Below are 15039 nucleotides of genomic sequence, written 5' to 3' on the forward strand. Positions count from 1 at the left end.
AATTTTTAATTCCGCCCTGCGGTACTAGTCAGTGCAGGTGTGTCAATTAAAGCCGCACTCAATACTTGTTACTGCAATCTATAGACTTATCAGGTTAATTGTCTAGTCTCATTACAAAATAAGGGAACAGGGAACAGGGAACAGGGAACAGGGAATAGGGAACAGATAAGAAACTTTAGTTCTGAGTTTAAAGCTCAGTCAAAAAAAAGGATGTTTTTTGAAGGAGAGTGGCACGAAAAAAAACAGTGTCATTATTTCAATCTCATGTTTTTAAACATGAGTTTTCCCTGTTCCCTCTGAATCACAATTTAAGTAGCCATCATGAACTGCGTACACCAGGACACAGGAAAAACTTCTTATTCCCCTCCACGAAACAGCGGGGAGGGGTTAGGGGTGGGGTCTTATTTTCAAGTCAGTAGATTTGTATGCAAGGCGGCAACTTGAGTTGTTGTGTTTACAATTATCAAATAACGATATTCTAGAAACGTGAAGATATGTGAATTGATCAAATATGCTAAATACACCAGAGAGCAACCAAGAACCATTATTACTTGTAATTATCCGGCTATTGCGGTGGCATAAACCAGAAGGTAGGTTAATTTTGATGATTCCTGCACTGTGGGCTGTGTTTTTGGCAGCTGCTGGTAAACCACCTTTACCCCTAGTGGGTGTGATTATATTAGGTACTCTTGCCACTAGTGCCGCTGGCTGTGTAGTTAATGATTTATGGGATCGGGATATAGATCCGCAAGTAGAGAGAACACGCGATCGCCCTCTTGCCTCTCGCGCCCTTTCCGTTAAAGTTGGTATAGTTGTCGGGATAATTGCCTTAGCCTGTGCAGCAGTTCTCGCTTTTTATCTTAACCCCTTGAGCTTCTGGTTGTCTGTGGCAGCAGTACCTGTAATTTTACTTTATCCAGGGGCAAAGCGGGTGTTTCCTGTACCGCAACTAGTACTTTCCATCGCTTGGGGTTTTGCGGTTTTGATTAGCTGGAGTGCAGTCACACAAAGCATTTCTACACCAACTTGGCTTCTTTGGGGCGCTACTTTACTTTGGACTTTGGGATTTGATACAGTTTACGCTATGAGCGATCGCGAAGATGATCAACGGATTGGGATTAATTCTAGCGCCCTCTTTTTTGGTAAATACGCCCCTACAGCGATTGCGATTTTCTTCGTTGGAACTATCATTCTCCTCGCTGAAGTTGGTGTTTTAGTTCATCTCCATGTTGCTTTCTGGATTACTTTAATAATTGCTACTCTGGCTTGGATTTGGCAATCTTTGCGCTTGCGAAACCCAGAACTACCTCACCCTGCTTATGGTGAAATGTTTCGTCAAAATGTCTGGATTGGTTTCTTAATATTAGCAGGCATGATTAGTGGTTCTTTGTAAACTACCTATTACCAATTACCAATTTCAGTGTTTGATCGGCAAAGTAATTACAAACTCTGTCCCTTGTGCAACTGCCGAAATAACTTCTATTTTACCCTGGTGTTTTTCAATGATCTGATAACAAATGCTCAACCCTAAGCCAGTACCTTTACCTACTGGTTTAGTAGTGAAAAAAGGATCAAATAGCTTATTGATAATTTCTGGTAAAATTCCCGGACCATTATCTCTAATTACTACTTTGATATAATTCTTATCTAGCTTTAATGTATCTATAAATATTTGTTTCTCATCTTTATTTTTACATTCTAGTAATGCATCTATTCCATTACTTATGATATTCATAAATACCTGATTAAGTTGGGCTGGATAACAATCAATTAAAGGTAAATCTCCATAGTTTTTAATCACCTGAATTTCTTTATTAAGTCGATGATTTAAAATTAATAAAGTATTATCAATTCCTTCATGAATATTCACATCTTTCATTTCCGCTTCATCTAATCGGGAGAAATTACGCAATGACAACACAATTTCTCGAATACGTTGAGCGCCTACTTTGATCGAAAAAAACAGTTTCGGCAAATCTTCACTGAGAAATTCTAAATCAATATCGGCAATTTTTTCCTCAATTATCCAATTTTCATGCGGGTACTCTTGTTGATATAAATTTAATAAATCAACTAAATCTTGTAGATAAGTTTCAGCACATTGAATATTGCCAGAAATAAAGTTAACAGGGTTGTTAATTTCATGAGCTATCCCTGCTACCATTTCCCCAAGAGAAGACATTTTTTCTGTTTGAATTAATTGCCCTTGAGTATCTTTTAATTCTTGCAGTGTTTGTTGAAGTTGCTGCGTTCGTTCTTCTACCCTTTGTTCTAAAGTTCGTTGTGCTTCTTGAAGTTGCTGAGTTCGTTCTTCTACTCTTTGTTCTAAATTTTTTCGAGCTAATTCTATTTGCTGGGTATAATCTCCCACCCATTCAACTAATCGATTTAAAGATGTTGCTAATGTCCCTACTTCATCATTGCTCTTAACATTAGCCCTAAGTTTAAAATTAGATCCTTCGGTGATTTTTCTAGCGGTTTGAGTAACTTCTTTGAGAGGACGGGTAATTAACATAGTAGTATAAAATGCCAGTGCTGCTGCCATTATTGAAGAAAGCAATATACTTCCTAAAATAATTTGTAATCGCAGCTTTTTGGCATTTCTAAAACTAACATTTGCCTGTTCTCTTTGTATATCAGCCCGTCTGATAATGATAATTAGCTCATCTGATAGTCTCTCAAATTTAACATTGAGATCAATATATTCCTTTTGATTAAGTAATGATATTAGCTTTTTCTGGGAAGAATTAGCATTTTCTATTAATATATTATTTGATGATATTTGCGGCCAAAAATCTTTAATTATCTGAGTGTATAAATCTGTATTTTTTCTATATTTATTTACTAAATTTGTTAACTCTTGGTTATCTACTGCCAAATTATCGGGATTAGACTGAATGAATTTTGGTAGGTTTAATAATTGCTGATTAACATGAGTAACATCTTCCAGAAATTTGTTTTTTTCAAATTCCAACCAAATAGAATTATTTAATACGGTAGCTAATCTTTGTGGATGTAATCTTACCGTGACTACTGCATTTTCTAAATCTTTTAAAAGAGATTGTTGTTGATAAGATAAGAATAATTGATTTTGGGCAGATGCTTCATAGTGATTTGCAATTACCGACCCACTAATTGTCCCAATAGCAGCAATGCCAATTGTGACACTATAACCATAACTAATTTTTTTGGCTATATTCCAGTTATTGCTTAAGCAACCGAACCATAGAAAAATAGGTTTAATCCTTCTCTTGGCAAGATTTATCATTCATTGAGCAACTATTGTAGGAAATTTTCCTGTCCAAGTTTTCCATAAACTTCACGGACTATATCATAGTCAGCGTCATTTGCTGTAACTAGTTGCGCTCCTTTATATTTCTGGTTAGCTTGAGCAACCAAGAGACTTTGAATTAGTTTATCCTGATTCTTCATCATCCGCGATCGCACTTTTTCTACAAAGTTAGCTGCCATCTGGTTACTAAGCACAAAAATATCTTTAGGCAGCAGCGGTCCTTTAACAATTATAGAAAAATCTTGCTCAGATAAGCCTTCCTCAGCCAGAATATTTTGGTATCTATCAGATGCAGTTGCCCAGGCATCTACCTCTTGCTTCTTTAAGGCTACCACTCCCTGATCATTTAACATGACAATTTTTAAGTCCGTATTGGGATCTAATCCAGCATCTATCAGTAACTTGGTAGGAAAAATATGACCAGAGGTTGAGCCAATTTTTCGCATGGCAATTGTTTTGCCTTTCAATTGAGCTAGTGATTTAATTTTACTATTTGCACGCACAACAATAATAGAATGGTAGTTAATTCTCCTGATCGCAATTACAGGAATAGCTTTTGCCCTAGCATTTAAAACCAAGTATTCTGAAGGCCCCGCAAGCACCATATCCACCTGTCCTGATAACATCGCAGGTGCAGCTGCTGTGGGATTATCAACAGGAAAAAATTCAATAGGTATACCTAATACTTCCCCTAAAGCAATACGGAATGCACCAAAATCACGCTGTAAATCTTCAATTCCAGTCACATCTGTAACTGCAAGTCTTAATTTTTTGGGTGCTGTGATTGCTAACTGATCTGCGGTATTCACTTCAGATGCACAACCAACAACGAATAGTAGAGAGTACCACAGCAATTGACGGCGTTTCATACATTAAATCAAATAAGTAGTCGTGCAAAATAAATTATCCTCTTAGGGGAGGCAATAGGAAATAGGCAACAGTGAAGGAATACAGAGATTTTGATTTTTTGGCAAATTGTATAATTATAATTAATTTTGCAGTGGTACTTAATGCTTGTTAATGGTAAGCTTTTGAGCTGTTTTCAGGCAAATTTTTCTTGATTAAGACTGATATTTTGATTTTTGCTCAGGAATGGTGTTATTTGGTATAATGACATCCACATCATAACTTATTTTACCAAGAGACGAGGTTAAAATAAGGTTATTATTACGAATTAATTTAATATCTCTGGGTAATATCTCTGGGGCTAGATTCAAAATTATCAGGACTATAGTTTTATTAGTTGGAATATTAATCTACAAGCTAGATTCACCCAACTAAATGCAGCAATCTCTTCTTGCTAAAATCGCTACAATAAGTTTGTTTTCCGTTGGTAGTGTGAGTGTAGTTGCCAGCAGTTTTCTCCTCACAAAAGCCACCAGTAATTCGGAAACAGCCCAGATAGTGACAGATACATCACGCTATCAAGAAATTCGCAATCATAAGTGGTCTGATATTGAGCTAATCAAACACTTTCCTACAGAGATACCTACTGATAGTAAAACTGTACGAATGGCTTATTCTCCCGGCTCTTTTCAGGGAAGTAGCTTTTTGCAAGTTCGTTTAAAAAAACCTTCTGAAAAGATTCAAAAATTACTTTCACAATACAGTAAAAGTGCTGTGCGTGAATATCGTGGAGGTGATACAAATGAGCATAGCAATAAACCTAATGGCTTACCAACAACTTTTTTTTATACGAGTGATTCTGCAACTGAAGCCTTTCCCCAGACTTATGAAATATTTGTCTTAAAGGCACAAGATCAAGGTAAACCTGGTTTCAAATGGAATCATGGTAATAGTTACGGAGTAGCAATTGATAGTTCCACCTCAGAAATTGTCTACTGGGTAGAGAAGTGGTAATCCAATTCCTAATGGGTAATAGAATTTACGACACTCTACGACTAAAGCCTGCGGTATACCCAAAAATCGTAGGGTGGGTTAGGACGGTAGTCCGTAACCCACCATAAATTTAGGGGATAATGGTGGGTTAATACAAATTGGGGCTTTTTTTATTTGGAAGTCCCTAAGAAGGGATGAGATTATTTAGTGTCACCACCCTAACTGCTCAACTACTGTATGTAAACAACCGTTACACTTCATTGCAAATTAACAAGCTAGACGCAACGACATGATAAGTTTTGATCATGTTATAAATTTGTACAAGATTTATCAAAGGAGAACACCGTGGCAATGGAATCAAACTTACTAACAGGCGCATCTGTAGACAACCAAGATTTCAGTGAATACGTTGCTCATCTACAGATGCACATGACTCTGCAAGCTCGCAACTTGGTTCCAAACCTCAAACAGACAGTAGAAGATAGCCGCCAACAATTACTGCATCAAACCCAAGCTAACTTTGAAAAGCTGGCTTCTCGACAAGGTTTATAGAATCAGTAAAAATTATACAGAATTTTAACCGAAAGTACCATAAAATAGGAGCAGATGTTGTGGTGTCCACACAAAGGTGTACTCACAATTTCTGCTTTTTATGCTTTTTTTAAGTATTAAGTTAAGAAAATCACTCTTTTGGAGCAATAGCTAGGAGCGGAAAGCCGTTAAGATTATTGCAGCATTACCTCACCAATCGCAACTAGTAAAGGCTAAATGGCGGCTTGAATCAAAATGAATTCACTACTTTCTCGAAACCTCAGCGTTGTCATTCGACCAGTCCAATACCGGGATCTGGACGGCATTGAACGCCTAACTCAAGATTCATTCGCAGCCCACTCTCCCAAGGGAGCATTTTTTACCATGCAATGGCTGCGCCACTGGTTTGGGTTACTCAAGTTTTTGAGTTGGTTTCCCAACCCATTCCAGTACCGTTTCTGTGGCTATGTGGCAGAACAAGGGCGAATTCTTCTGGGGATGATTCAAGTTTCACCGTTTAACCGTACCCGCAGCACTTGGCGAATTGACAGGGTAATGTTAGACCGTGCTGTTGACAAGCAAGGCGTAGGCTCACAGCTTTTGCGCCACTGCTTTGAGTCAATTTTAGAAGCTCGCACCTGGCTATTGGAAGTTAATGTTAATGATCTAGAAGCTCTAGCGCTCTATCGACAAAATGGATTTCAGCGACTAGCGGAAATGACATACTGGGAAATTAGCCCAGAGTTGTTGGTTGAATTGGCACAAGCTGAACCTGATCTACCGAACCTATTACCAGTTAGTAATGCCGATGCCCCTTTGCTATATCAATTAGATACAGCATCAATGCCGCCTTTGGTACGTCAGGTGTTTGACCGCCATACCCATGACTTCAAAACTAGTTTGTTCGGCGTTCTCTCAGATGCTGTCAAACAGTGGCTGACTAAAACCGAAGTCGTGAGCGGTTATGTATTTGAACCTCAGCGCAAAGCAGCTATTGGTCATTTTCAGGTACAACTTGACCGGAAGGGTGAAAATCCCCACGTCGCAACTTTGACTGTTCACCCGGCTTATACTTGGTTGTATCCAGAATTGTTGTCTCAATTATCCCGCATTACCCAAGATTTTCCTGAGCAAGGTCTGCAACTAGCTTCCTCAGATTATCAGCCAGAGCGTGAGGAATATTTAGAGCGTATTGGGGCTAAACGCATAGAACATACCCTAATTATGTCGCGCTCAGTTTGGCATAAGTTGCGGGAATCAAAATTTGTCTCCTTGGAAGGTATTCAGTGGCCGGAAGTGCTGCAAGGACTGCAACCAGCACGCAAACCTATCCCAGGGGGGATGTCATGGATACCAAAACAGCCACAGCCTAAATCTGACAGACCGGTGCCAACTAAATCAGAAATTGTTTCTTTTGGTAACCAGAACTTGAATATGGATGCATCTGGCTTATCTGAGTCAACAGATGCACAGCAGGAGACGAATTAGCGTGATAGTTCAGCAGCAATCAAAGTCTTTGATCTCAGCTTTAGGTTTAGATGTCGGTAGCAAGCGTGTTGGTGTGGCTGGTTGTGATGGTACAGGTTTAATTGCCACAGGTCTCACTACCATTGAGCGCAGGTCTTTTAAAGAGGATGTAGAGCAAATACAACAAATAGTGAATGAGCGCCAAGTGCAAGTTCTGGTTGTTGGTCTACCATATTCAATGGATGGCTCTTTGGGTTTTCAGGCTCGTCATGTCCAAAAATTTGCCACTAGACTGGCTCAAGCGCTCAATTTGCCTGTGGAATATATGGATGAGCGATTAACTTCTTATCAAGCAGAACAAATGCTGATTGCGGAAAATCGCTCGCCATCGCGTCATAAGGCTCTAATTGATCGCAAAGCTGCTGCTTTGATTCTGCAACAATGGCTAGATAACAGGCGCAGCACCTCCAATAGATCAGTAGCATTTACTGAGGATTGATACCTTTAAATGGTATTCTGAAAACTATTACTCAACTATATATCCAGCTTTTTGGTTGACATTGGCTATCATGAAGATATTTCAATGATTTCCTCAGTTGCGGGTATTGATAAATTTACATAATGCGGCTATGTCTTCCTCTAAATTTTCTGACGAAAATGACCAGTCTAACCTAGGTTCTATCACTCTGACAGATGACGACGGGCGATCGCTCGAATGTTATATTGAGCATTCGATATCTGTAGATGAGCAAGAATATGTTTTACTTTTGCCAGTAGACTCACCCATAGAAATCTTCGCTTGGCAAGATGAAGGTGAAGAAGAAGAAGCTATCTTGGTAGAAGATGATGCTACGATTAACAAGGTTTTTCCTACCGCTCAAGCAGTTCTAGCTGAACAGAATCTGATCGTCAAAAATACTGCTTATGCTTTGACGGTGGCTGGTGAGTTACCACCAGTCGAAGAATCAGAACTCTTCACTTTAGAAATTGAAGATGACGAAGCAGATTTAGAACCAGAGCAACTACAGTTACTCGCCAGTTTCTACCATGAAGATCAGGAATATGCAATTTATACACCTCTCGATCCCCTGCTATTTTTTGCCCGGATAACGGATACAGGTAAGCCTGAATTGCTATCTCCTGAAGAGTTTCGGAAAGTTCAACCGTTATTGGAAGAGCATCTGTTTAATCAAGTTGAATAATCCGAATTTAAAATTAAACACTAATAGTTAGAAATAGCATTTCTCAATTGTGAAGTTGAAATTTTTCCATTGCCAATCTGACTCGATTACGTTGATTGGCAGTGGAAATTTATTAATCAAAAAATCCCATGATTTAGAACTCGTAATTACAGAATAGAGTAACTTTGTTTGTTAATAATAGAAAAAGAAAAATAGTAAGAATTCAGGAGTCAGGAGTCAGGAGTCAGGAGTCAGGAGAGATTGGCTACTGGCAGCATTTTATGGTCAACAACAGTTATCCAAAGAAGTCTTACACACTCACAGTCGTGAAGCAGTCCGCGTTATCCAACGTACTTATCAACAGCGACACTGCCCTCTTGTTAAATTGCGGATTTTACCAATAGCCGCACCAATAATGTTGACCTATGGTAATCTACCGCGTACAGCCCGGATAGTCGTGAGTCAAGGTTTGTTAAACCAACTAGGGGATGATGAAATAGCCACTATTTACGCCTTGGGACTAGGACAGATTCATAGATGGGACTTTTTTGTCATGTCCTTGGTGCTACTGGTGACATTGCCGTTTTACGAATTATATCAGCGAGCCTCAGCATGGGGAAACAACGGCCAACAACCGATCTGGCGCTGGACAGCTACAGGCTTAAGTTGTGTGTGCTATGGAATTTGGTGTTTACTGACCGGTACAGCCTTGCTTAACTCCCGGTTTCGGCTGGATTATAGCGATCGCCACGCCGCTGAAATTACAGGTAATCCCAATGGGCTAATTCGGGCTTTACTCAAATGAAATGAAGAAAGTCAGAATGCTTATGAAATGAAGAATAGAGAGAGGTGAAATTTTATCAAAATCATCAAAGTTGACTAAAAAAGCCTTTATTCTCCTGAACCGCAGGTCTGCGTAGCGTCTTCTGTATTCTCTATCCTGAATACTTACGAAAAATAAAGCAGGTTTTAGCTTTGTTGATATTTTTTTACACTGTTATATGTTGCACTATTTCCAATTAGTTTACTCACCCACCAGGGAATCAATTTTCTAGCGGTTGTAGGTATTAGTGTAAGATGTCAGCATAGTTATGTTTATTTACGTTTTTCTACTTAATTACGAACTAAGAATTACGAATTATTATGACTTGGAACAATCTCTTACAGCCTGACTTGATTTTACAAGGTTCAGTCTTGAACCTGACACCAAATACCATCCAAAAATATGGGCTGAAAGGGCTGGTGTTGGATGTGGATGACACTTTAGTCCCGATTAAAGTTAAGGAGGCTTCCCCAGAACTGCAACAGTGGGTAGAAGAAATCCGGACTTGCACTGCACTGTACTTAGTCAGTAATAACCTGAGCGAAGGACGAATTGGTAGTATTGCTCGCTCCCTTAACTTACCTTACTACTTGGGTGCGGCTAAACCCTCACGGCGCAAAATCAGGGCGGCATTACGAGGAATGAGTTTACCTGTACATGAAGTGGGTATGGTAGGCGATCGCTTGTTTACTGATGTGATCGCAGGTAATCGTCTAGGGATGTTCACCATTTTGGTGGAACCAATTGTCCATTCTGATACCATTCTCCGTTCTCATCCTATCCGTAACTTTGAAGTTTGGGTATCAGAAATATTAGGAGCCTCCATTACACCTAAACACACAAAAATTCACAAAGATTGATAAATCATCAGCAAACTAAATCTAAAAAAATGATTAAGCTTTCTTGCTTCTGCTCAAAAATCAGAGATTATATATTCTAATAACATCAGGGTCAGCCAAAAAAGGCCCTAGCAGATAATAGATAAATATAAACCCGTACAGCGTCAGCCTTCACTATAGAGGGATTGGCGCTGTACAATTTTTAGTAGTGAGTTATCAGATCCCCGACTTCTTAAAGAAGTCGGGGATCTAGTATTTACATATAACTGACATGACCAATGACCAAAACAATAGTTGTTAAAATAGGCACTTCTAGCCTCACTCAACCAGAAACAGGACAATTAGCCCTTTCCACCATTGCGACTTTGACGGAAACTCTGTGCAATTTAAGATACCAAGGGCATCGCGTAATTTTAGTGTCCTCTGGTGCAGTAGGGGTAGGTTGTGCGCGGCTGGGTTTAACAGAACGTCCGAAAGCCATAGCTCTCAAACAAGCTGTAGCAGCAGTTGGGCAAGGTCGCCTCATGCGTATATATGATGACTTATTTAGTACATTAAATCAACCTATAGCTCAGGTATTATTGACTAGAGCAGATTTGGTACAACGTAGTCGGTATCTCAATGCCTATAATACTTTTCGGGAACTGTTAGGACTGGAAGTAATTCCGGTAGTGAATGAAAATGATACAGTAGCTGTTGAGGAATTAAAATTTGGTGATAATGATACTCTTTCGGCTTTAGTAGCCAGCTTGGTTGAAGCGGACTGGTTATTTTTGCTGACAGATGTTGATAAATTATATTCAGCAGATCCTCGGACTGTACCAGATGCCCGTCCCATTTCTTTAATTAGTAATATGAAAGAATTGGCAGAATTACAAATCCAAACCGGGGGACAGGGTTCACAGTGGGGAACTGGGGGGATGGTAACAAAGATTTCGGCTGCTAGAATTGCGATCGCAGCTGGTGTGAGAACTGTAATTACTCAAGGTCGGTTTCCGCGCAACATTGAGAAAATTATTCAAGGGGAAGCTATAGGTACGCATTTTGAACCGCAACCAGAACCAACTTCAGCGAGAAAGCGGTGGATTGCTTATGGTTTAGTGCCGACGGGTAAATTATATTTAGATGATGGTGCAGTAAATGCCATTTTGCAAGCGGGAAAATCTTTGTTAGCTGCGGGAATTAAGGTTGTAGAAGGGGAGTTTGAGAGTCAGGAAACAGTGCAGTTGTGCGATCGCAATGGTAACGAAATTGCGAGAGGATTGGTGAATTATAACAGCGAAGATTTGCAAAAAATTCGTGGTTGTCATTCACGAGATATTGCGGGAATTTTGGGTTATGCGGGTGCGGAAACTGTGATTCACCGGGATAATTTGGTGTTGATTTAGGAGTGTTTTTAACGCAGAGGAACGCGGAGGTTAACGCAGAGGTTCGCGGAGTTTTTATGGAGGAGATATTATTCCTCGTTTCCTCGTTCCCAGGTTCTACCTGGGAATGCAATCAAGAAGGCTCTGCCTTCTGGTAATCTGTATAGAGGCAGAGCCTCATCAAATGTATTCCCTGTCTCCGACAGGGAACAAGGAATGTAACGATGCGTTATTTAGACTGATTCAAAGTCACAACGTCTTGCAACCTGGAAATTACAAACGACTTCTCTAAATAAGATAACAAACCACCGGCTTTTGGTCCCCGTTCTTTATTGAGAAAAGATAAGTACAAAGCCTTAAAAGCATTTGCTTGTTGAATTTGCAATTCTTTAGTAGTTGAGAAAATCAAAGTTTGCAATTCTTCAGCTTCCCAATTAGAAATATTCTGCAAATTCTCTACCAATTTCTGCAAATAAGCGACTTGTTCTTCAGTCAACTCATTTGCTTTTTCTGGGACTTGTTCCAAATAGAGAACTAACTTTTCTTCTTCATCTGCATAGTCTTGTAACCACAATTGAGCAGCAGCAATTCTTTGATTAACAATTTGCTGATCATACTCAGTTAAAGGCTGTTGACTACGTTGTTTTACCTCTTCTTGAATATTCAAACGCGGAACTTGCAAAAGTGAAATCAACGTACTAAAATCAAAAGGTTGGAAAGATTGAATTTCATCACCTAATTGCGCGTAAAATAACGGCATTAATTCTTCAGTTAATTCAGAGTAATTGGGATACTTGTTGATTAAAGTATCGTAGTCTCTGAATAGACGAGTGATGGTTTCATAATTCGGCGCAAAATTGATTACTGATCTTGGCTGAGTCCGCAACATCAAAAAGCGCAGTAACTCAGGAGGAAGTAAAGCAGCGATTTCCTTTGCACTCGAACCAACTCCCTTAGAAGAACTCATTTTTGTGCCATTCACAAGAATAAATTCATAGGGAGAATGGAAAGGAGGTTGCTTTTGTAAAACCTTGCGACTTATAGAATTAGCAACATCTCTAGAACCACCTTTTTGGGAGTGGTCTTTACCTGCCATTTCGATAGTTACACCCAATACATCCCACTTAGCAACCCATTCCACTTTCCAAGGTAATTTACCATTACCATCAAAAGGAGAAACCCAGCCAGAATGACCGCAACCTTTTACATAATCAGTTGCATCTGGTTTACAAGTGTAAAAAACTTCTGAACCGTTGTAATCGGTAGTTACAGTTGTGGCGATTTTGCCGCAGTTTTCACAAATAACTTGAAAAGGATACCAATTATTAGGTCGGTCTGCTTTACTTACCTCTTTATAAGCTTCTCTGACCAAGTGAGCATTTTTGAGGAAAGTATCGATGTAAGAATTGAGTTTTCCAGTGCGATATAAATCACGCAAAAAATAAGTTTCTGGTTTAATTCCTAGATACTCAAAAACTTGAAAAAATTCACCAATGAAATATTTAGCGTAATCACTAGCGGTATCTTCTGGAGAAGGCACATTACACAGAGGAAAACCCAGATAAGGAGCAAATTTTTCCTGATCTAAATATTTAGGAACCGTATCCAGCGCGTCATAATCATCCACACCGTACAAGAACTTCACGGGCTTACCTGCGTGTTTCAAGGCACGGTAAATAACGTCATGGATAACCACACCCCGTAATGAACCTACGTGTACCCTACCGGAGGGAGTTTTGGAATCATTAACTACCTGGTAGCCTTGTGCATCAGCAGCGATTTTATCAGCCCAGAACATTTGACATCTATATTTTTGACGATGCCTTATATTCTAACTCCTACAAGGTTTTCATCAACTCTAAACACTTGTGCATTTGTTGGTGCATTGTTTGGGTGTCAGCATGAAAGCGTCTACCATGTCCTGGTAATACCCACTCAAAGGAGTAATCAGCCAATTTAGCCATTGATTTTATCTGTTCTGGCCAGGAATACCAGCAAACATGATGAAATGCTATCAACTGATGTAAGTCGTCAGACCATGCGAGATGGTCGCCAGAAAAAAGAAATTTGTTTTGATAAAGTAAAACTGTGTGTCCTTTGGTGTGTCCAGGAACGGGGATAATTAAGAAATCTGGGGTTAATGGAAATGGTTCTGAACCAGTAAGCTTAATTTCCACATTCTCTGTACCTGAAGAAATCTCATCTTCATGGAGGATACGTTGACAGTGAAAATGGTCAGCAAATTTTTGATGGTCTGCAATATCATCTCTATGAGTCAGGTACATATAACTAATCTTACCGAACTCTTCAAGACGCTTAACTAAAGGTGGGGTGAAGCGAGGAGAATCTACTAAAATGTTACCTTCAGGAAGTTGAATTAAATAACTAGCAGCACCATAGGAGTTTTCTGAATGATAGCCGCAATGGTAAATATTTTCAGCAACTAAAATGGGGAAACTTTGTTGAGCAAGTTTGATATCTTTGGGTTTTTCAACTGTACCAATGGAACTGGTAGGACAAGCTAACAATGCTTGAAGTGCGGCTAATCTTTCGGTTTCGTTTGTTGGTTGATGGTAAACTGCTGATTGTTCATCTACACGATGAAATATTTCGGGAGTCATCCAACGACAGGTATCACAATCAATGCAGGTACTATCGACGTAAAAATCGCCGTTAATATTTTGGGGACGACGTTGGTTTAAATGAGCCATATTCAAACCTCTGCTGAGAGAGAAGTTTTATATCTCTAATTTAGCAAAGTTTAACTATTAATTTGATGAAGTAGCCATCATGAACTGCGTACACCAGACAGAACACATGAAAAAAACTTCTTATTCCCCTCCTCGAAACAGCGGGGAGGGGTTAGGGGTGGGGTTTTATTTTCAAGTCAGGTAGACAGAATTAAATGTCAGATAAAATTTTGGTCGTAGTGAGCGATTTATCGCTCTCTTGCTAGGTTTGATAGGGCTAAAGCCCTTACTACTAACTTTTCTTTTATTCAATCTTTGTTAGCTGCGGGAATTAAGGTTGTAGAAGGGGAGTTTGAGAGTCAGGAAACAGTGCAGTTGTGCGATCGCAATGGTAACGAAATTGCGAGAGGATTGGTGAATTATAACAGCGAAGATTTGCAAAAAATTCGTGGTTGTCATTCACGAGATATTGCGGGAATTTTGGGTTATGCGGGTGCGGAAACTGTGATTCACCGGGATAATTTGGTGTTGATTTAGGAGTGTTTTTAACGCAGAGGAACGCGGAGGTTAACGCAGAGGTTCGCGGAGTTTTTATGGAGGAGATATTATTCCTGAAGAATATCAGAAGTCTAAATTCTGAATTAGCAATGTGTTTACTGCTTTCAAAGCCAGTTTAGACATTATTTGGATTTAATGGTTGTGGAAGTGCCACTATTTATCATCACAACCTAACCATCAAAAGTCTTCAAAATACGCTTTAATTGAACGGTGGAATAAGCGACAAGGCCAGCAGAAAGATCCACAAATACTTATTGAGGCGATAGCGGCAAAAACTCGCCAACTCTGATGATGTGAAGTACCAGATTCTGAGGAATTGTCTTCTGTATCTTGATTTAGCTCTGACACTGAATTAGAAAGCTGACTGACTGTACTAACCCCTTCAATCGCCGCTCCCATTAGATAAGCTACCAGGGCAATACTTAGCCAGTGATTTATCATTTCGTACTGAT

13 protein-coding genes and 2 pseudogenes are annotated in these 15039 nt (G+C 39.5%); 10 read left to right on the top strand and 5 right to left on the bottom strand.

Features of this window, described 5'->3' with window-relative positions; genetic code table 11:
• Positions 1–511 precede the first annotated feature (511 nt).
• Positions 512–1393 carry a 4-hydroxybenzoate solanesyltransferase gene (locus A9Y75_RS22920; protein ID WP_071191848.1) on the top strand — a complete coding sequence of 294 codons (882 nt, stop codon included), beginning with the start codon at positions 512–514 and terminating at the stop codon, positions 1391–1393.
• Between the two features lie 24 nt (positions 1394–1417).
• Here the strand turns inward: A9Y75_RS22920 and A9Y75_RS22925 are convergent, their stop codons facing one another.
• Entirely contained in the window at positions 1418–3268 is a 1851-nt protein-coding gene (locus tag A9Y75_RS22925; protein ID WP_071191849.1) for an ATP-binding protein, read from the bottom strand.
• A gap of 11 nt (positions 3269–3279) precedes the next feature.
• Positions 3280–4161 (bottom strand): phosphate/phosphite/phosphonate ABC transporter substrate-binding protein, encoded by an 882-nt coding sequence (gene phnD / locus A9Y75_RS22930; protein ID WP_071191850.1) that lies wholly within the window; start codon positions 4159–4161, stop codon positions 3280–3282.
• 412 nt (positions 4162–4573) lie between these two features.
• Between phnD and A9Y75_RS22935 the strand changes: the two genes are divergently transcribed.
• From A9Y75_RS22935 to proB, 8 genes and pseudogenes are all read left to right on the top strand, one after another.
• A complete protein-coding gene (locus A9Y75_RS22935; RefSeq protein ID WP_071191851.1) occupies positions 4574–5152 on the top strand; it encodes a hypothetical protein in 579 nt (192 codons plus the stop codon).
• Positions 5153–5482: 330 nt separating this feature from the next.
• Positions 5483–5683 (top strand): hypothetical protein, encoded by a 201-nt coding sequence (locus A9Y75_RS22940; protein ID WP_071191852.1) that lies wholly within the window; start codon positions 5483–5485, stop codon positions 5681–5683.
• Between the two features lie 234 nt (positions 5684–5917).
• Positions 5918–7150, top strand: a complete 1233-nt coding sequence (locus A9Y75_RS22945) for a GNAT family N-acetyltransferase (RefSeq protein ID WP_071191853.1) — start codon at positions 5918–5920, stop codon at positions 7148–7150.
• Complete coding sequence (gene ruvX, locus A9Y75_RS22950) at positions 7128–7628, top strand: Holliday junction resolvase RuvX (protein WP_071191854.1); 501 nt, start codon at positions 7128–7130, stop codon at positions 7626–7628. The genes A9Y75_RS22945 and ruvX overlap by 23 nt, the downstream gene beginning before the upstream one ends.
• A gap of 130 nt (positions 7629–7758) precedes the next feature.
• Entirely contained in the window at positions 7759–8331 is a 573-nt protein-coding gene (locus A9Y75_RS22955) for a DUF3727 domain-containing protein (protein WP_071191855.1), read from the top strand.
• Positions 8332–8569: 238 nt separating this feature from the next.
• Positions 8570–9112 (top strand): annotated as a pseudogene (locus A9Y75_RS22960) (M48 family metalloprotease); the annotation flags it as partial.
• Between the two features lie 341 nt (positions 9113–9453).
• The gene (locus tag A9Y75_RS22965; RefSeq protein WP_071191857.1) at positions 9454–9993 is read left to right on the top strand and encodes a YqeG family HAD IIIA-type phosphatase; all 540 of its coding nucleotides are present in this window, start codon (positions 9454–9456) and stop codon (positions 9991–9993) included.
• A gap of 257 nt (positions 9994–10250) precedes the next feature.
• Positions 10251–11360 (top strand): glutamate 5-kinase, encoded by a 1110-nt coding sequence (gene proB / locus A9Y75_RS22970; protein WP_071191858.1) that lies wholly within the window; start codon positions 10251–10253, stop codon positions 11358–11360.
• A 208-nt stretch (positions 11361–11568) separates the two neighbouring features.
• Here the strand turns inward: proB and lysS are convergent, their stop codons facing one another.
• Together lysS and A9Y75_RS22980 are read right to left on the bottom strand one after the other, a co-directional pair.
• Positions 11569–13137 (bottom strand): lysine--tRNA ligase, encoded by a 1569-nt coding sequence (lysS, locus tag A9Y75_RS22975; RefSeq protein WP_071191859.1) that lies wholly within the window; start codon positions 13135–13137, stop codon positions 11569–11571.
• A 40-nt stretch (positions 13138–13177) separates the two neighbouring features.
• Complete coding sequence (locus A9Y75_RS22980) at positions 13178–14050, bottom strand: MBL fold metallo-hydrolase (RefSeq protein ID WP_071191860.1); 873 nt, start codon at positions 14048–14050, stop codon at positions 13178–13180.
• A 288-nt stretch (positions 14051–14338) separates the two neighbouring features.
• Here A9Y75_RS22980 and A9Y75_RS22985 point away from each other — a divergent pair.
• Positions 14339–14566, top strand: a pseudogene (locus A9Y75_RS22985) (PUA domain-containing protein); the annotation flags it as partial.
• 198 nt (positions 14567–14764) lie between these two features.
• Here A9Y75_RS22985 and A9Y75_RS22990 read toward each other — a convergent pair.
• Positions 14765–15028, bottom strand: coding sequence for a hypothetical protein (locus A9Y75_RS22990; protein ID WP_177176278.1), 264 nt, complete (start codon positions 15026–15028; stop codon positions 14765–14767).
• Between the last annotated feature and the right edge of the window lie 11 nt (positions 15029–15039).

This window comes from Trichormus sp. NMC-1 (assembly GCF_001858025.1).
In the GTDB taxonomy this organism is placed as follows: domain Bacteria; phylum Cyanobacteriota; class Cyanobacteriia; order Cyanobacteriales; family Nostocaceae; genus Anabaena.